The sequence below is a fragment of the Micromonospora sp. NPDC005206 genome, from assembly GCF_040608175.1.
In the GTDB taxonomy this organism is placed as follows: domain Bacteria; phylum Actinomycetota; class Actinomycetes; order Mycobacteriales; family Micromonosporaceae; genus Micromonospora.
Genome location: NZ_JBEXHU010000002.1, coordinates 47,925 through 64,777, shown reverse-complemented (window position 1 = coordinate 64,777; position 16,853 = coordinate 47,925). Strand labels below are relative to the sequence as shown.

14 protein-coding genes are annotated in these 16,853 nt (G+C 72.9%); 6 read left to right on the top strand and 8 right to left on the bottom strand.

What is annotated here, in order from left to right; genetic code table 11:
• Positions 1–34: 34 nt before the first annotated feature.
• From ABZU69_RS02450 to ABZU69_RS02435, 4 genes are all read right to left on the bottom strand, one after another.
• Positions 35–994 carry a GNAT family N-acetyltransferase gene (locus ABZU69_RS02450; protein WP_354962641.1) on the bottom strand — a complete coding sequence of 320 codons (960 nt, stop codon included), beginning with the start codon at positions 992–994 and terminating at the stop codon, positions 35–37.
• A gap of 45 nt (positions 995–1,039) precedes the next feature.
• The gene (locus ABZU69_RS02445) at positions 1,040–1,780 is read right to left on the bottom strand and encodes a hypothetical protein (RefSeq protein WP_354962640.1); all 741 of its coding nucleotides are present in this window, start codon (positions 1,778–1,780) and stop codon (positions 1,040–1,042) included.
• Positions 1,781–1,884: 104 nt separating this feature from the next.
• Positions 1,885–2,859 carry a hypothetical protein gene (locus ABZU69_RS02440; protein WP_354962639.1) on the bottom strand — a complete coding sequence of 325 codons (975 nt, stop codon included), beginning with the start codon at positions 2,857–2,859 and terminating at the stop codon, positions 1,885–1,887.
• A 4-nt stretch (positions 2,860–2,863) separates the two neighbouring features.
• Positions 2,864–3,493, bottom strand: a complete 630-nt coding sequence (locus ABZU69_RS02435) for an MBL fold metallo-hydrolase (RefSeq protein WP_354962638.1) — start codon at positions 3,491–3,493, stop codon at positions 2,864–2,866.
• Positions 3,494–3,586: 93 nt separating this feature from the next.
• On the opposite strand from ABZU69_RS02435, the gene ABZU69_RS02430 reads away from it, so the two are divergent.
• Positions 3,587–4,549, top strand: coding sequence for a DUF4349 domain-containing protein (locus ABZU69_RS02430; RefSeq protein WP_354962938.1), 963 nt, complete (start codon positions 3,587–3,589; stop codon positions 4,547–4,549).
• Here ABZU69_RS02430 and ABZU69_RS02425 read toward each other — a convergent pair.
• Together ABZU69_RS02425 and ABZU69_RS02420 are read right to left on the bottom strand one after the other, a co-directional pair.
• On the bottom strand, positions 4,506–5,765 hold the full coding sequence (locus ABZU69_RS02425) for an amidohydrolase (protein ID WP_354962637.1): 1,260 nt from the start codon (positions 5,763–5,765) through the stop codon (positions 4,506–4,508). The genes ABZU69_RS02430 and ABZU69_RS02425 overlap by 44 nt on opposite strands.
• 544 nt (positions 5,766–6,309) lie before the next feature.
• Positions 6,310–7,893: a methylmalonyl-CoA mutase family protein gene (locus tag ABZU69_RS02420; RefSeq protein WP_354962636.1), complete on the bottom strand. Its 1,584-nt coding sequence runs from the start codon at positions 7,891–7,893 to the stop codon at positions 6,310–6,312.
• Positions 7,894–8,099: 206 nt separating this feature from the next.
• Between ABZU69_RS02420 and ABZU69_RS02415 the strand changes: the two genes are divergently transcribed.
• Together ABZU69_RS02415 and ABZU69_RS02410 are read left to right on the top strand one after the other, a co-directional pair.
• Complete coding sequence (locus ABZU69_RS02415; RefSeq protein ID WP_354962635.1) at positions 8,100–10,160, top strand: serine/threonine-protein kinase; 2,061 nt, start codon at positions 8,100–8,102, stop codon at positions 10,158–10,160.
• A 47-nt stretch (positions 10,161–10,207) separates the two neighbouring features.
• Complete coding sequence (locus ABZU69_RS02410; protein WP_354962634.1) at positions 10,208–11,875, top strand: phospho-sugar mutase; 1,668 nt, start codon at positions 10,208–10,210, stop codon at positions 11,873–11,875.
• A gap of 58 nt (positions 11,876–11,933) precedes the next feature.
• On the opposite strand, the gene ABZU69_RS02405 is transcribed toward ABZU69_RS02410, so the two are convergent.
• Together ABZU69_RS02405 and upp are read right to left on the bottom strand one after the other, a co-directional pair.
• Positions 11,934–12,611, bottom strand: coding sequence for a GPP34 family phosphoprotein (locus ABZU69_RS02405; RefSeq protein WP_354962633.1), 678 nt, complete (start codon positions 12,609–12,611; stop codon positions 11,934–11,936).
• A 75-nt stretch (positions 12,612–12,686) separates the two neighbouring features.
• Complete coding sequence (upp, locus tag ABZU69_RS02400; RefSeq protein ID WP_354962632.1) at positions 12,687–13,319, bottom strand: uracil phosphoribosyltransferase; 633 nt, start codon at positions 13,317–13,319, stop codon at positions 12,687–12,689.
• Between the two features lie 136 nt (positions 13,320–13,455).
• Here upp and deoC point away from each other — a divergent pair, with 136 nt between their 5' ends.
• The 3 genes from deoC to ABZU69_RS02385 are packed head-to-tail and all read left to right on the top strand — an operon-like array spanning position 13,456 to position 16,667.
• The gene (deoC, locus tag ABZU69_RS02395; protein WP_354962631.1) at positions 13,456–14,415 is read left to right on the top strand and encodes a deoxyribose-phosphate aldolase; all 960 of its coding nucleotides are present in this window, start codon (positions 13,456–13,458) and stop codon (positions 14,413–14,415) included.
• A gap of 4 nt (positions 14,416–14,419) precedes the next feature.
• A complete protein-coding gene (locus ABZU69_RS02390; RefSeq protein ID WP_354962630.1) occupies positions 14,420–15,850 on the top strand; it encodes an aldehyde dehydrogenase family protein in 1,431 nt (476 codons plus the stop codon).
• On the top strand, positions 15,843–16,667 hold the full coding sequence (locus tag ABZU69_RS02385) for an aldehyde dehydrogenase family protein (protein WP_354962629.1): 825 nt from the start codon (positions 15,843–15,845) through the stop codon (positions 16,665–16,667). The genes ABZU69_RS02390 and ABZU69_RS02385 overlap by 8 nt, the downstream gene beginning before the upstream one ends.
• Positions 16,668–16,853 lie beyond the last annotated feature (186 nt).

The window sequence follows — 16,853 nt, the reverse complement described above, 5'->3', positions numbered from 1 at the left end:
CGGACCGTCCGTCGGGCTCGACCGGCGTCGTCAATCACACACCGGCAACCGGGACGAGCAGCTGGTACATGTCCGTCCACCGGGTCTCCCGCAGGCCCACGGTCCGGTAGAGCGACAGCGGGGCGGTCGGGTTTGTGAGGTCCACCCCCAGGCCGGCCGCCTGCCGGCCCTTCTCGGCGTAGCGGGCGAAGGCGCGGCGCAACAGCGCGGCGCCCACCCCCCGCCGGCGGTACGCGGGCAGCACCGCCAGGCTCCGCACGAAGCCCTCCTGCTGGTCGAGCGCCTGATCCGAGGACTGCAACGCGCCCGCCACCGCCCCGTCGACCTCGGCGACGAACCATTCGTCCCAGGCGGTCATGTCACCGATCCGGGCCCGCCACCGCTCGTACGACAGCGGCTCGTGGTCCGGGGTGTCGCGGAAGGCGGCGTCCTGGATGCGGTGGAACTCCCGGAGTTCGGCCTCGTCGTCGGAGCGGACCGGCCGCACCGTCATCCCGGGCGGCGGGGGCGGTTCGGCGGGCAGGTCGGCCAGCGGGCGGCGCATCCGGACGTATCTCTTGGCCAGGGTGAAGCCGACCGTCCGCAGGTCGCGTTCCCAGTCACGTTCCGGCGCGAAGACCGCGCAGCGGACGGTGAGTGCGGGCAGCCCCCGCTCGGCCGCCCGCTCGGCGACCCGGTCCAGTTGCCGGGCCAGCAGCGGCGCCCGGACCGCAGCGCCCCGCTCCGGATCGACGTAGACCTCGACGAACTCCCTGCCCACCCCGGTCGGGTTGTCGACGGTCGCCCAGCCCACCACGGTGTCGTCCGGGTCCAGTGCCAGCCAGGAGTCACGAGCCGGGTCGAAGAACGGGCCGGTCAGCGACTCGGCAACGTCCTCGGCGTCGAAGTCGGGATGACCGATGGCGAAGGTGTCGGCGGCGTGCACCACCGCGAGGATCGCCGGCACGTCGTCGAGGGTGGGCCGGCGCACGGTCCAGCCAGCAGGAAGGGTCACGGCAGGTGATCCTGACAGCCGAGGCCCGCGAGCGCCGCCGATTTTTCACCGGGCGGCGAGGTCGGCCCGGGTCTGGTGCAGCAGTTCCACCAGCTCGATGCCGTCGGCGGGGCCGAGCGCCGCGAACGCCGGTGCGGCCAGCCGGTCGGTGACGGCCTCCGCCCAGAGCCGCCGGCGCACCAGCGGCCCGACCGGCGGGTACGGCGGCGACCAGCCACAGGCGACCGCACCGGCCTCCCCCTCCGGCCCGGCCAGCACGGCCTCCAGCGGGGTCATCCCGGCGGCGCGTACCGCCAACAGGTAGGCGCCGGCGAAGTGTTCGCGGAGCAGCCGCAGCCCGGCGGCGCTCCGGGCGCCCGGGGAGAGATCCGGCAGTGGCATGGCCCGCCACGCGGCGAAGAGTGGCATGCCGCTGGCGTCCGCCGCCGCCACCGCCCGCTCGACCAGCCCGGCCAGGCGCTCGACGGTGGGCAGGGCGCCCAACCGCTGCGCCCCCCACCGGCAGCACTCGGCGAGGCTCGCGGCGGCGACCTCGGCCGGCCGGAGGACCCGGGCCGCCGCGTCCCAGCCGTCGGCGACCGCGTCCGGGGCGACGAAGCCGAGTGCCGCGGCCGCCGTCTCGGCCCGTACGTCGCCGAGAGCACCGGCCCGCCCGCTGATGTAGAAGGCCCAGCCGGAGATGCCGAGCAGCCGTGCCCGGCGCAGTGTGGTCGGGCACCGGCTGTATCGGTCGCCCAGGTCGAGCGCGACGGGCTTGCTGGCGGCGGCGACCTGCTCCGGTGTCATCCGGACGCCAACGTCGGGTGCCTCGACCCGCCGGCCACGGCGGCTTCCGGATCCGGGATCGCCGGCCCGGGACGGTCCGGCCACTCGTCGTCGTCCATCGATGGTCAGTCTGCCGGGCCACCGCCCGAGTCCGCATCCCCCTCTTCGGCCGCCAGCGCCTCGACCGCCGCCTCCACCTCGCCGGCGCGCCGCCGGGCCACGGTGACGGCCCGCTCGGCCGCACGCCGGGCCAGCTTGGCCCGGCTGAGGTCCTGCTCCGCCACCGCCCGCCGCCGCTCCAGCTCGGCCAGCTCGGTCTCTATCCCGTCGAGCACGGCGACGCCGTCCCGTTCCTGCCCGGTCGCCTCGGTCAACTCGGCCTCGGCCCGCTCCTGATCGGTCCGGGCCCTGGCCAGTTCCCGGTCCAGCGCCCGGCGCTGCCGCGCCCGCTCGGCCTGGGCCGCCCGCTGCGCCGCCCGCTCGGCGCGTTCCGCGGCCCGGTCGGTACGGGGGGCCGCCTCGGGACCCGTCCGCTGGGTGCCGGGTCGGCGGGCCGGGCGTTCCTCGGCCCGATCCTCCTCATCGCCGGTGACCAGCCGCAGCTGCGGGCGGGGCACCTCGCCGAAGCCGGCGTAGCTGGCCGATCGCAGCAGACGCCCGGACCGGACCTGCTCGGCGACCTCGGCGTCGGAGAGCGCCGCGTTCAGGGTCGCCTCCACCTCGGCCAACGGCAGCTTGCCGGCCGACGGCGCGTCCGGCTCCGCCGCGGCGAGCTTGCGGACCTCGGCGACCAGCGCGCCGACCACCGCCCGGCGTTGCGCGGACAGCTCCCGGAGCCGCGGCCCACGCAGCTCCCGCTGGGCGGCCCGCAGCGCGTCGGCGAGCTGGACCAGGTCGGCGACCAGCTCGGGACGGTCGATGGCGAGCAGGTTCACCAGCCAGGCGGCCACCGTGGGGCGGCGCAACCGGGCCAACTGCCGGGCCGTGGTCGGGTCGCCGGCGCGGCGGGCCTCGGCCACGGCGGCGTCCCGGGCGGCCACGAACCGCTCCGGTGGGGTGCGGTAGAGCTGCTGCACCAGCTCCGGGGAGGGGCCGGGCATGGCCTCAGACGTCCACCCGGCTACCGGGCTCCAGGCGCTGGTACTCGGTGCCGGACAGCGCCGAGTACTGACGGTCGAGCACGCCCAGCCCGGTGTCGTTGAGCAACCCGTCGTGCAACGCGTACGCGCGGCGCGGGGCGACCGCCCGGATGAAGTCGACCACCTCGGAGAACTTCGACCAGGGGGCGTGGATCGGCGCGAAGAGCGTGTCGACCGGCGTCTCCTCCGGCACCACCAGGGCGTCGCCCGGGTGGTAGACCACGTCGTTGATCAGGAACCCGAGGTTGTCCACCACCGGGATGTCCGGATGGATCACCGCGTGTCTCCCGCCGTAGGCGCGGACGGCCACCCCGGCGGCGGTGAAGGACTCACCGGCCGCGACCGGATGCAACGCCTCGGCCGTGTCGCCCAGGGTGCCGGCGAGCGAGGCGGGCCCGTGGATCGGAAACGGTCGCCGGTCGAGTTGCAGGCGCACCGCCGCCAGATCGAGGTGGTCGGGGTGTTCGTGGGTGATCAGCACCGCGTCCGCACCGTCCAACGCCGCAGGGTCGCTGAACACCCCGGGGTCGACGACGAGCACTCCCCCGTCGTGTTCCACCCGGATACAGGAGTGGGCGTACTTGGTGAGCCGCATCGTGACTCCTCGATTATCGAATCGTGACGTCCTCAGCGCAGTCTGCCGGAACCAGCCGACGAGCGCGCCGCGTCCGAGGTATCGCCACACCGGCTGACGACGATGGGAGCGGGGATGGACGGACGGGCGGGACGACGCCGCGGCGCACTGCTGGCGGCGACGGCGCTGGCGGCGGTGCTCGGGTTGACCGGGTGCGGTGCCGGCGACAGCGGTGCACGGGACACGGCGGGCGCGGCGGCCGAGGCACCGGCGGCGAACGGCGGCGCGGCGGACAAGGACAGCGCCGCCGGGGCGCCGGGGGCTGCCGGAGCCGGCGCTCCGGACCTGCGGGTGGACCAGCGGGCGATCATCTACACCGGAGCCATGCGGGTCCAGGTGGACGATGTGGACGGCGCCGCCCGCGAGGTCGCCGCCGCGGTCACCCGAGCGGGTGGCTTCATCGGCGGTGACCAGCGGCGCAGCGCCGAGGCCGACGCGGTCGCGGAGTTGCAGCTGCGGGTGCCGGCGGCGAAGTTCGCCGGCGTGGTGGAGGAGATCGCGCAGCTCGGCAAGCAGCAGAGCCGGGAGATCAGCACCCAGGACGTCACCGAGGAGACCGTCGACCTGGACGCCCGGATCACCAGTCAACGGGCCCGGGTCGACAGCGCACGCCGGCTCCTCGGCCGAGCCACCTCGATCACCGACCTGGTGTCGCTGGAGAACGAGCTGGGTCGCCGCGAGGCCGACCTGGCGTCGCTGGAGGCCAAGAAGCGGCGGCTGTCCGACCTGACCGCCCTCTCCACGATCACCGTGTCGCTGGCCGGGCCGGCTGCCAAGACCCCCGAGGAGAAGACCGAGACCGGCTTCCTGGTCGGGCTGAAGGGCGGCTGGAAGGCGTTCGTCGCCTCGCTGACCGTCCTGCTCACCGTGCTGGGCGCGCTGCTGCCCTGGCTGGTGGCGCTCGGCGTACCGCTGGCGGTGCTGCTGCTGGTGCTGCGCCGGCGGAAGAAGGAGCCGGCCCTGGTCGCTCCGGTCAGCGCACCGCCGCCAGTGCCCGCAGCGCGGTCTGCACCATGACGCGTACGCCGGCCGGGATGGCCCCCTCGTCGACGTCGAAGGACGCGCGGTGCAGGTCGACGTTGGGGCCGGAGCGGCCCACGCCGAGCCGGGCGAGGGCGCCGGGGACGTACTCCAGGTACCAGGAGAAGTCCTCGCCGCCCATGCTCTGCGGCGTCTCGGCGATGCCGTCCGGGCCGAGCGCGGCGGCGGTGGCGGCGGTCAGCACCTGGATCGCCCGCGCGTCGTTGCACACCGGTGGCCGGCCGCGCAGGTATTCCAGATCGACGGTCGCACCGGTCGGCGCGATCACGTCCCGGACGACCTGAGCCACGATCTTGGGAGCCTGTTCCCAGGTGTCGCGGTCCATCACCCGCAGGGTGCCGGAGGCGGACGCCTCGGAGGGGATGACGTTGTAGCGGGTGCCGGCCGAGGCGTGGCCGAAGACCAGCAGCAGCCCGCTGTTGGCCGGCACCCGGCGGCTGACCAGGGCGGGCACCTCGGTGATCAGCCGGCCGAGCGCGTCCACCAGGTCGACGGTCAGGTGCGGGCGGGCGGTGTGCCCGCCCGGGCCGCTGAGCCGGACGGTGACGTTGTCGGCGGCCGCGGTGATCGGACCGACCCGCAGGCCGACCTGACCCACCGGCAGGTTCGGGTCGCAGTGCAGCGCGAAGATCTGCGCCACGTCGTCCAGGCCGCCGGCCTCGATGACCTCCAGCGAGCCGCAGGGCAGGATCTCCTCGGCCGGCTGGAAGATGAGCCGGACCCGGCCGTCCAGCTCGCCGAGGTCGGCGAGCTGGGCCAGCAGCATGCCGACGCCGAGCAGGATCGTGGTGTGCACGTCGTGCCCGCAGGCGTGGCAGACGCCCTGCACCGTGGACCGGTAGGGCACGTCCTTGGGGTCGTCCAGCGGCAGTGCGTCGATGTCGGCGCGCAGCGCGATGACCGGGCCGTCCGGGCGGCCGTTGACGTCGCAGATCACGCCGTTGCCCTTGGGCAGCAGTCGCGGCTTCAACCCGGCCAGTGAGAGCTCCCTGGCGATCAGTGCGGCCGTCTCGAACTCGGTGCCGGAGAGCTCTGGGTGCGAGTGGATGTGACGGCGGGTAGCGATCAGCCCGGGTACCCGGAGCGCGAGGAGGTGGTCCAGGTCGCGGGGCAGGGGCTGGGACCCGGGCGGCAGCTCCGGCCAGGACGACGCCAGCTGGCTGCCGGTGGGCAGCGTCAACGCACTCGTCACGTCGAATTCTCGATCACTAGAGATGGATGGATCATCGGGAACAGCAGACAGCCTAGACCTCCGGCGGTGACGCTGCGCAACCTCGTTACGGTGATGATCAGACCGCACAGCGTCACGTATGCCCTGCTGAGGGCGCTCGGAGATGCGCGGGACAGCAGGTAGATCGCGGTCGAACGCCGTCATCTCCCCCTCACCTCCTACAACGCGTAACCGATGTCGGCGGTCACGAATCCGGCGCCACTCGCGGGCCCACGTTGCGAATTGTCGCATTAGTCGGGATGATGAACTGACACTCCGACAATAAGCCGACCACGCTCCGCAGCGAGCCGGAAAAGACGCTCACACGCGCCGGCCCGCCATGACCGCACACGGTGTGCGTCCCCGATCACCCGGTCGGGGTACCCCCAAACCTGATGGACACACCCCGGACGCCGTCGGGGGCCACGCCGCCCTCGGCCCGGCCGGTGGAGGATCCGCTTCCGACTGTAGCTCTGCCAGGACCGAATAAACCCGCCCTGACCTGCGAGAACGGCCGGTCAGCCGATCAGAACCGATCGGTGGGCCGGTACAGACCCCACGCCTCGCGCAGCGTCCCGCAGACCTCACCCACCGTGGCGCGGGCCCGCAGCGCCTCCCTCATCGGGTACAGCACGTTCTCCGTGCCGTCGGCGGCGGCCCGCAGCTCGGCCAGGGCCCGCGCCACCGCGTCGGAGTCCCGCTCGGCGCGCAGCCGGGCCAGCCGGTCAGCTTGGGCCGCCTCGATCGTCGGGTCGACCCGCAGCGGCTCGTACGGCTCCTCCTCGTCGACCGCGAACCGGTTGAGACCCACCACCACCCGGTCACCCGAGTCGATCTCCTGGGCGATCCGGTACGCGGACTGCTCGATCTCGCGCTTCTGGAACCCGGCCTCAATCGCGTCCACCGCCGAGCCGTGGTCGGCCACCCGCTCCATCAGCTCGACGGCCGCGGCCTCGATCTCGTCGGTCATCGCCTCCACCACGTACGAGCCGGCGAACGGGTCGACGGTAGCGGTCAGGTCGGTCTCGTACGCCAACACCTGCTGGGTACGCAGCGCCAGCCGGGCGGCCTTCTCGGTGGGCAGCGCGATCGCCTCGTCGAAGCTGTTGGTGTGCAGCGACTGGGTGCCGCCGAGCACCGCACCGAGCCCCTGCACCGCGACCCGGACCAGGTTCACCTCCGGCTGCTGGGCGGTGAGCTGCACGCCGGCGGTCTGGGTGTGGAAGCGCAGCATCATCGACTTCGGGTCCTTGGCGCCGAATTCGTCACGCATCAGCCGGGCCCAGATCTTGCGGGCCGCGCGGAACTTCGCCACCTCCTCCAGCAGCGTCGTGCGGGCCACGAAGAAGAACGACAGCCGGGGCGCGAAGTCGTCCACCGCGAGCCCGGCGGCCAGCGCCGCCCGGACGTACTCCACACCGTTGGCCAGGGTGAACGCGATCTCCTGCGCGGGCGTCGCACCAGCCTCGGCCATGTGGTAGCCGGAGATGGAGATGGTGTTCCACTTCGGCACCTCCTTGCGGCAGTACGCGAACGTGTCGGCCACCAGGCGCAGCGAGGGCTTGGGCGGGAAGATGTACGTCCCCCGGGCGATGTACTCCTTGAGGATGTCGTTCTGGATGGTGCCGTTGAGCGCCGAGCCGGGCACCCCGTTCTCCTCGGCGACGAGCTGGTAGAGCAGCAGCAGCACGGATCCGGGAGCGTTGATGGTCATCGACGTGGACACCTTGTCCAGCGGGATGTCGGCGAAGAGCAGCCGCATGTCCTCGATGGAGTCGATGGCCACGCCCACCTTGCCGACCTCGCCGTGCGCGATCGGCTCGTCCGAGTCGTAGCCCATCTGGGTCGGCAGGTCGAAGGCGACGGAGAGGCCCATCGTGCCGGCCCGCAACAGTTGGTGGTATCGCGCGTTGGACTCGGTGGCGGTGCCGAAGCCGGCGTACTGGCGCATGGTCCACGGACGGGAGGTGTACATCGTGGGGTAGACCCCCCGGGTGTACGGGAACTCGCCCGGGGCGCCCTGCCGGGAGTCGAGGTCCTCCGGAAGGTCGGCCGCCGTGTAGACGCCCTTGATCGGGAAACCGGACTCGCTTGACCGCCGTTCACTCATCCCCGGATGGTAGGACGCCCGCGCGTGTCGTCGGGTGAGGGATACCGCACAGTGCGTCCCGACCCGTCGACAGGAGGTGAACGACAGGGCACGTTCCGTCGACTTCGATAAACGCCCGACGCGTCGGCTTTCGCATCGGGCGTCGGAACCAGCAAGATAGGGGGGTTGTGTCCCAGCCCCCCTCGATTTCCCCCGGTGGCTTTTCTGTGACTCAGATCCCGACGTGGAGCGGCGGACAGCTAAGTCCCGCCAACGGACGAGCAGCGCCCGGCACCACCATTGGTGGCCGGTACTCGCTGCGGTCCTCGGTGGGCAACGGCGGCATGGGTACGGTGTGGCGCGCCACAGACACACTGCTGCGCCGCGACGTGGCGGTGAAGGAGGTCGTCCTGCCCCCGGGGCTGGCCCCCAGCGACCGCGACGCCATGTACGAGCGCACGCTGCGCGAGGCCCGCGCCGCCGCCGCCATCCAGCACCCCGCGGTGGTGCAGGTGTACGACGTGGTCACCGAGGCCGGCCGGCCCTGGATCGTGATGGAGCTGCTGGACGCCCGCAGCCTCGCCGACATGGTGATCGAGGACGGGCCGGTCGCGCCCCGCGCGGTCGCCAAGATCGGCATCGCGCTGCTCGGCGCGCTGGAGGTCGCGCACGCGATCGGCGTACTGCACCGCGACGTCAAACCGGCCAACGTGCTCATCTGCACCGACGGGCGCTGCGTGCTGACCGACTTCGGGGTCGCCCGGATGCCCACCGACGTGCAGCTCACCACCCCCGGCATGGTGCTCGGCTCGCCGCACTTCATTTCGCCCGAGCGGGCCATGGGTCAGGAGTTCGGCCCGCCGAGCGACCTGTTCTCGCTGGGCGTGACGCTCTACACGGCCGTCGAGGGGCGGCCTCCGTTCGACAAGGGTGACCCGATCGAGACCATGCACGCCGTGGTCGAGGACCCACCCGCCCCACCGCAGCGCAGTGGCCCCCTGACCCGGGTGCTGATGGGCCTGCTGGAGAAGGACCCGGCCCGGCGGCTGGACGTGCACACGTCCCGGGCCATGCTGCGCGAGCTGCTCGCCGGCCCGCTGGGCAGCACCGCCACCGCCGTGCACTCGGTGACCGACCCGTACGCCGTGGTCCCGGTGCAGCAGCGCCCGGCGCCCGTCGCCCCGCCGGCCCGGCCCGAGCCGAAGCCGGACAACCAGATCGGCGGCCGGGCGATGCTCGCCCCGGACGAGTCCCTGACCGACCGCCTGGCGTCGCTGCGCCGGGGCGAACGCCCGCAGCCCGGCGACGCGGGCGGCACCACGGGGCTCGACGAGACCAGCGCCGACGCGCTGGCCGGCCCACTGCACACGCCCACCGGCGCGATGTCCGTCTCCGGCCGACCCACCACCGGGCGCACCTACGGCGGCGCCGCGGACGCCACCCAGCGGGTGGACGCCGGCGGGCACCCGGACGCCACCCAGCGGGTCAGCTACGGCAACCGGCCCGACGCCACCCAGCAGGTCGGCTACGGCGGTGCGCCGGAGGCCACCCAACACATCGGCGGCACCTACGGTGGCGGCAACCAGTGGTCGGTGCCGGGCACCGGGCAGCCCTGGGCCACGCCTGCGACGGCGGGCGGCGGCGCTCTGGGCAAGATCCGCGCCACCGGTGGTCAGCTGGTCACCACGGTCAAGGGCTGGCCGCGCAAGGTGCAGCTCGCCGCGGCCGGCGGGCTGGCCGTGGTGCTGCTGCTCAGCATCGTGGCGCTGTCCAGTGGCGGCGACGAGACCCCGCCGAGCACCCCGCAGGCACAGCCCACCGCGTCCGCCCCGACCGGTGCCGGGGTGGAGATGCAGGAGCACTCCGCCCGGGGCATCCAGGTGTTGGTCCCGAAGGGCTGGAAGAAGGCCACCGGCGGCTCGTACACCGACTACATCGACCCGGAGGACAGCGGCCGCAAGGTCCGCATCATCACCGAGAAGTGGTCGAGCAGCTCCACCCGGTGGGCGGAGACGGCCGAGAACGGCCTCAAGACCAGGAGCAAGTCCTGCGTCAAGCCGTACAGCCAGGTCGCCTCGCAAGAGACCGAGCTGGCCAGCCAGCCGGCCGCCGAGTTCGAGTACACCTGCGGTGAGGGCGACGCCAAACGGCACGGCATCTGGCGTGGCGTGGCGCAGGACGGCAAGGCGTTCTCGTTCTACCTCACCTCGACGGACGTCAAGTTCGCCGAGAGCAAGGCGATCTTCGACGAGATGGTGCGGACGTTCCAGCTCACCGGGGACAGCTGAGCGGGAGGGAACCGACAGCGGTGATCGCCGCCGTGCTATCAAGAGGCATGGCGGCGGACACCACTGACATCGACGACATTCGCGAGCAAGCCCGGCGCTGGCTCGCCGACGACCCCGACCCGGCCAGCCGGGACGAGCTGACGGCGGTGCTGGACAGGCTGCCGACGAGCGCCCCCGAGCTGGCGGACCGGTTCGCCGGGCCGTTGACCTTCGGCACCGCGGGCCTGCGCGGCCCGCTGCGCGCCGGCCCGAACGGCATGAACCTCGCCGTCGTCACCCAGGCCGCCGCCGGTCTGGTCGGCTGGCTCGCCGCCCAGGGCGGCACCGGCCCCCTGGTGATCGGGTACGACGCCCGGCACGGCTCCCGCCAGTTCGCCGAGCGGACCGCCCAGGTGGCCACCGGGGCCGGTCGGCCGGCGTTGCTGCTGCCCCGCCCGCTGCCCACCCCGGTGCTGGCCTACGCGGTGCGTCGGCTCGGCGCGGTGGCCGGAGTGATGGTCACGGCCAGCCACAACCCGCCGCAGGACAACGGCTACAAGGTCTACCTCGGTGCGGAGCTGGGCGGGGAGCTCGGCGCCGGAGCGCAGATCGTGCCACCGGCCGACGCCGGCATCGAGGCCGCCATCCGGGCGGTCGGCCCGCTGACCGAGGTGCCGCTGGGCCGCCCCGGTGAGGTGCTGGGTGACGACCTGGTCGCCTCGTACGTCGAGCGGGCCACCGCGGTGATCGCGCCGGACGGGTCGCGGGACCTGACGGTGGCGTACACGCCGCTGCACGGGGTGGGTGCCGCGGTGCTCACCGCCGCCTTCGCCCGGGCCGGCTTCCCGGTGCCCGGGGTAGTACCCGGGCAGGCCGAGCCGGACCCGGAGTTCCCGACCGTGTCGTTCCCCAACCCAGAGGAGCCGGGGGCGGTGGACCTGCTGATCGCGCTGGCCGACTCCACCGGCGCGGACCTCGCCATCGCCAACGACCCGGACGCGGACCGCTGCGCGGTGGTGGTCCGCGACGGCGACACGGGCTGGCGGATGCTGCGCGGCGACGAGGTGGGCGCGCTGCTCGCCGACCACCTGATGCGCCGCGGGGTGACCGGGCTCTACGCCACCACCATCGTCTCGTCGTCACTGCTACGGGCGATGTGCGCGGCCCGGGGCCTGCCCTACGACGAGACGCTGACCGGCTTCAAGTGGATCGTCCGGGCGGGCGGCGGGAGCGCGCCGCTGGTCTACGGCTACGAGGAGGCGCTCGGCTACTGCGTCGCCCCGGACCACGTCCGGGACAAGGACGGCATCACCGCCGCGCTGACCGTCGCCGAGCTGGCCGCCGGCCTCAAGGCGCAGGGCCGCACGCTGACCGACCGGCTGGACGAGCTGGCCGCCGAGTTCGGCGTGCACCACACCGACCAGCTCTCCGTCCGGGTGGACGACCTGCGGGAGATCGCCGACGCGATGGCCCGGATCCGGGCGGCCACCCCGACCACGCTGCTCGGGCACCCGGTCGACAGCACCCGGGATCTGCTCCCCGAGGCGGACGTGGTGATCCTGCGCACCGGGGCCGCCCGGGTGGTGATCCGCCCGTCCGGGACCGAGCCGAAGCTCAAGGCGTACCTGGAGGTGGTGGAGCTGGTGCCCGACGGCGACGTCGGAGCCGCCCGCGCCCGCGCCGCCGCAGCGATCGCGCAGCTCCGCACGGAAATCGCCACCGCCCTCGGCGTGTAGTGCAAGGAAGGGCCCCTTATTACCGCCTCGTGTAGAGGAAGGGGCCCTTCCTAACAGGTCAGTGGCGTTTGCCGAGGGCCTGGTCGACGGCCTTCGCCAGCGCGGCGACGACCAGGCCGACCGAGGGGCGGACCACCGAGTCGTCGATGCTCACCTCTCCGGAGAACCCGGCGCCGGTGGCGATCTCCTCCAGCCGGCGGCGGGCGTCGGCGGCAGTCTCGCCGCTCACCCCGAGCGCGGATTCCATCCGCAGCACCACGACGAGGGTGGCCAGCGCTGCGGTCCGCTCGTCCGGCGCTGCCGTGCCGGTCAGCGCCTCGGCCAGCCGCTGCCGGGTGTCCGCCTCCACCGAGGTGTCCACCACCGGGTAGCGGTGCACGTGGATGAAGCCCAGTTCGGTCTCGTCGATGTCCCGGACCACACCCTGCTGGCACAGGTCACCGAGGATCCGGTCGCGCAGGCCGTGCCGCAGGCGCTGCACCCACGACGCCGGGGTGTGCGGGGTGTCGGCGGCGATCCGGCCGAGCACCTCGTCGGCGACCGGCTCGCCGGTGGGCGTCGGGTCGACCACCGTCAGGGAACCGTCCGCGTACGCGATCCGGCCGGCCAGGGCCAGCTCGACCAGCACCGCGGCGGCCATGCCCAGGTCCAGGCTGATCCGCGGCATGGTCGCCTTGCCGGTCGTGTCGTCGTAGGCGAGGAGCAGCAGTTCCTCGGCGAGCGCAACACCAGTCATGGCCGGAGACGGTAGCGGGTCCGCGCACCACCGCGCGCGGACCCGCCGGACCCGGGCACCGACCGGGGTGACGACTCAGAACCGGGGCATGCCGCCGAACTGGCGGTCGCCGGCGTCGCCGAGGCCGGGAACGATGAACATCCGCTCGTTGAGGCCCTCGTCGATCGAGGCGGTGACCAGGCGCAACGGCAGGCCGGAGCGCTCCAGGCGCTCGATGCCGGCCGGTGCGGCGAGCACGCAGAGCACGGTGATGTCGGTGCAGCCCCGGTCGGCCAGCAGCCGGCAGCCGTGTTCCAGCGAACCACCGGTGGCCAGCATCGGGTCGAGCACCAGCACCGGCAGGCCGGCCAGTTCCCGAGGCAGCGACTCCATGTACGCGCGCGGCTCGTACGTCTCCTCGTCCCGGGCCAGGCCGACGAAGCCCATCGAGGACTCGGGCAGCAGGCCGAGTGCGGCGTCCGCCATGCCCAGGCCGGCCCGCAGCACCGGCACCAGCAGCGGCGGGTTGGCCAGCCGGGTGCCTTCGGTGCCGGTGATCGGCGTCTGCACCGGGTACCGCTCGACGGGGAAGGAGCGTGCCGCCTCGTACACCAGCATGGTGGTCAGTTCGTGCAGCGCCGCCCGGAACGTCGAGGAATCGGTGCGCGCGTCCCGCATGGCGGTCAGCCGTGACTGTGCCAGCGGGTGGTCAATGACGTGTACATCCACGATCGCTCAACCTACCGGTCCGTCGCGTGGGACGGTGCGGGTGCGGTCGGACCAGCGACGCCGCTCACGCCGGACCGGTCACAGCGGGACCGCGTGAGCAAGATCACACAGCGGTCCGGTGCGTAGACTTCGGGGCATGACGGCGACAACGACGTCGGCCCGGTCGGAGCTCTCCGAGCTGGGACGATCCGAGACCGCTCTGCGGACCTTCCTGCACGGCCTTCCCGGCGTGGACCAGGTCGGCGCGGAGCAGCGGGCGGCGCAGCTCGGCACCCGCTCCATCAAGACCACCGCCAAGGCACAGGCGATCGACCTGGCGATCCGGATGGTGGACCTGACCACCCTCGAAGGGGCGGACACCCCGGGCAAGGTGCGCGCGCTGGCCGCGAAGGCCGTTCGCCCGGACCCGGCCGACCCGTCCTGCCCGCACGTCGGCGCCGTCTGCGTCTACCCCGCGATGGTCCCGTACGTGGCGGAGGTGCTGCGCGGCAGCGGCGTGCACCTGGCCAGCGTGGCGACCGCCTTCCCGTCGGGCCAGGTGGCGCTGGAGATCAAGCTCGCCGACACCCGGGCCGCCGTCGCGGCCGGCGCCAACGAGATCGACATGGTGATCAACCGGAGCGCGTTCCTGGCCGGCCGCTACAAGGAGGTCTACGACGAGATCGTGGCCACCAAGGAAGCCTCCGGGGACGCCCACCTCAAGGTGATCCTGGAGACCGGCGAGCTGGCCACCTACGACAACGTGCGCCGGGCCTCCTGGCTGGCGATGTTGGCCGGCGGCGACTTCATCAAGACCTCCACCGGCAAGGTCCCGGTCGCCGCGACGCTGCCGGTGAGCCTGGTGATGCTGGAGGCGGTCCGCGACTTCCGGGCCGCCACCGGGCGGCAGGTCGGCGTGAAGCCGGCCGGCGGCATCAAGACCACCAAGGACGCGATCAAGTACCTGGTGATGGTCAACGAGACCGTCGGCGCGGACTGGCTCGACCCGGACTGGTTCCGCTTCGGCGCGTCCAGCCTGCTCAACGACCTGCTGATGCAGCGCACCAAGCTGACGACCGGCACCTACTCCGGTCCCGACTACTTCACCCTGGACTGAGCCGATGTTCGAGTACGCACCCGCCCCCGAGTCCCGCTCGGTGGTGGACCTCAAACCCACCTACGGGCTGTTCATCGACGGCACGTTCGTCGACCCGACCGATGGCGGCAGCTTCAAGTCGATCAACCCCGCCTCGGAGGAGGTGCTGGCCGAGATCGCTGAGGCCGGCGCGCAGGACGTGGAGCGCGCGGTGCGCGCCGCCCGGAAGGCGTACGAGAAGGTCTGGGGTCCGATGCCGGGCCGGGACCGGGCCAAGTACCTGTTCCGGATCGCCCGGCTCATCCAGGAGCGGTCCCGCGAGCTGGCCGTGCTGGAGTCGCTGGACAACGGCAAGCCGATCAAGGAGGCGCGCGACGTCGACCTGCCGCTGGTCGCCGCGCACTTCTTCTACTACGCGGGCTGGGCCGACAAGCTGGAGCACGCGGGCTTCGGCGCCGACCCGAAGCCCATCGGGGTCGCCGCGCAGGTCATCCCGTGGAACTTCCCGCTGCTGATGCTGGCCTGGAAGATCGCCCCCGCCCTCGCGGCGGGCAACACGGTGGTGCTGAAGCCGGCCGAGACCACCCCGCTGACCGCGCTGCTCTTCGCCGAGATCTGCCAGCAGGCCGAGCTGCCGGCCGGCGTGGTCAACATCATCACCGGGGCCGGCGACACCGGCCGGGCACTGGTCGAGCACCCCGGCGTGGACAAGGTCGCCTTCACCGGCTCCACCGACGTCGGACGGGCCATCGCCCGGTCCGTCGCCGGCACCCGCAAGAAGCTCACGCTGGAGCTCGGCGGCAAGGCCGCCAACATCGTCTTCGACGACGCACCGATCGACCAGGCGGTCGAGGGGATCGTCAACGGCATCTTCTTCAACCAGGGGCACGTCTGCTGCGCCGGCTCCCGCCTGCTGGTCCAGGAGAACGTGGCCGACCGGGTGCTGGAGTCCCTGAAGCGGCGGATGGCCCAGCTTCGGGTCGGCGACCCGCTGGACAAGAACACCGACATCGGCGCGATCAACTCCGCCGCCCAGTTGGAGCGGATCCGCGAGCTGTCCGACGCCGGCTCGGCCGAGGGCGCCGAACGCTGGTCGCCACCGTGCGAACTGCCCGACCGCGGCTTCTGGTTCGCGCCGACCATCTTCACCGGCGTCACCCAGGCGCACCGCATCGCCCGCGAGGAGATCTTCGGCCCGGTGCTGTCGGTGCTCACCTTCCGCACCCCGGCCGAGGCCGTGGAGAAGGCCAACAACACGCCGTACGGGCTCTCGGCGGGAATCTGGACCGACAAGGGTTCCCGGATCCTATGGACGGCCGACCGGCTGCGCGCCGGGGTCGTCTGGGCCAACACGTTCAACAAGTTCGACCCCACCTCGCCGTTCGGCGGCTACAAGGAGTCGGGCTACGGTCGCGAGGGCGGCCGGCACGGGCTGGAGGGGTACCTCAATGTCTGAGCGGGTCGCGGTACGCAAGACGTACAAGCTCTTCATCGGCGGGAAGTTCCCGCGCAGCGAGTCGGGACGGTCGTATCTCGTGCAGTCCTCGAATGTGTCACTGGCCTCCCGCAAGGACGCCCGGGACGCGGTGGTCGCCGCCCGCGCCGCCGTGAAGGGCTGGGCCGGAGCGACCGCGTACAACCGGGGTCAGATCCTCTACCGGGCCGCCGAGATGCTGGAGGGCCGCCGCGAGCAGTTCGTCGCCCTCGGCGTGCCGGGCGACGAGGTGGACGCCGCGGTGGACCGCTGGGTCTGGTACGCGGGCTGGGCCGACAAGCTCGCCCAGGTGCACGGCGGGGCAAACCCGGTCGCCGGGCCGTACTTCAACATCTCCGCGCCCGAGCCGACCGGCGTGGTCGCGGTCGTCGCACCGGAGCGCCCGGCGCTGCTCGGCCTGGTCAGCGTGATCGCCCCGGCGATCGTCACCGGCAACACGGTGGTGGTGGCGGCCTCCCCGACCGAGCCGCTGGCGGCGGTGACGCTGGCCGAGGTGCTGGCCACCTCCGACCTGCCCGGCGGGGTGGTGAACATCCTCACCGGCCGGATCACCGAGACCGCGCCGACGCTGGCCGCGCACATGGACGTCAACGCGATCGACCTCAGCGGGGTGACCGACGCCGATCTGGCGGCCGACCTGGAGGTCAAGGCGGCGGAGAACCTGAAGCGGGTGCTCCGTCCGGCCCCGGCCGACCACGACTGGTCCGCCGACCCCGGCGTCGCGCGGATGACCAACCTGTTGGAGACGAAGACGGTGTGGCACCCCAAGGGGGTGTGATTAATCGGGTCCCGGCCGTGGGGTTTCGGGGGGAGCCCACCCGCTCCGGGCGGTCAGGCTTGATCCCTCCGCGGGCGGGCTCCCCCCGAAACCCTGACGTGGGCCGGGTCCGCCCGGGTGTCTCGTCTTGCCGGCCGGCGCCCCGGGTTGGGTCACCGGCCAGCGACTCGCCGGCGGGATGGGGGC

Coding starts and splice junctions, on each gene's coding strand:
- ABZU69_RS02405 (WP_354962633.1), bottom strand. CDS start 12,611: ATGACTGGTGTTGCGCTCGCCGAGGAACTGCTGCTCCTCGCCTACGAC.
- ABZU69_RS02385 (WP_354962629.1), top strand. CDS start 15,843: ATGTCTGAGCGGGTCGCGGTACGCAAGACGTACAAGCTCTTCATCGGC.
- deoC (WP_354962631.1), top strand. CDS start 13,456: ATGACGGCGACAACGACGTCGGCCCGGTCGGAGCTCTCCGAGCTGGGA.
- ABZU69_RS02410 (WP_354962634.1), top strand. CDS start 10,208: ATGGCGGCGGACACCACTGACATCGACGACATTCGCGAGCAAGCCCGG.
- ABZU69_RS02445 (WP_354962640.1), bottom strand. CDS start 1,780: ATGACACCGGAGCAGGTCGCCGCCGCCAGCAAGCCCGTCGCGCTCGAC.
- ABZU69_RS02390 (WP_354962630.1), top strand. CDS start 14,420: ATGTTCGAGTACGCACCCGCCCCCGAGTCCCGCTCGGTGGTGGACCTC.
- ABZU69_RS02420 (WP_354962636.1), bottom strand. CDS start 7,893: ATGAGTGAACGGCGGTCAAGCGAGTCCGGTTTCCCGATCAAGGGCGTC.
- ABZU69_RS02440 (WP_354962639.1), bottom strand. CDS start 2,859: ATGCCCGGCCCCTCCCCGGAGCTGGTGCAGCAGCTCTACCGCACCCCA.
- ABZU69_RS02435 (WP_354962638.1), bottom strand. CDS start 3,493: ATGCGGCTCACCAAGTACGCCCACTCCTGTATCCGGGTGGAACACGAC.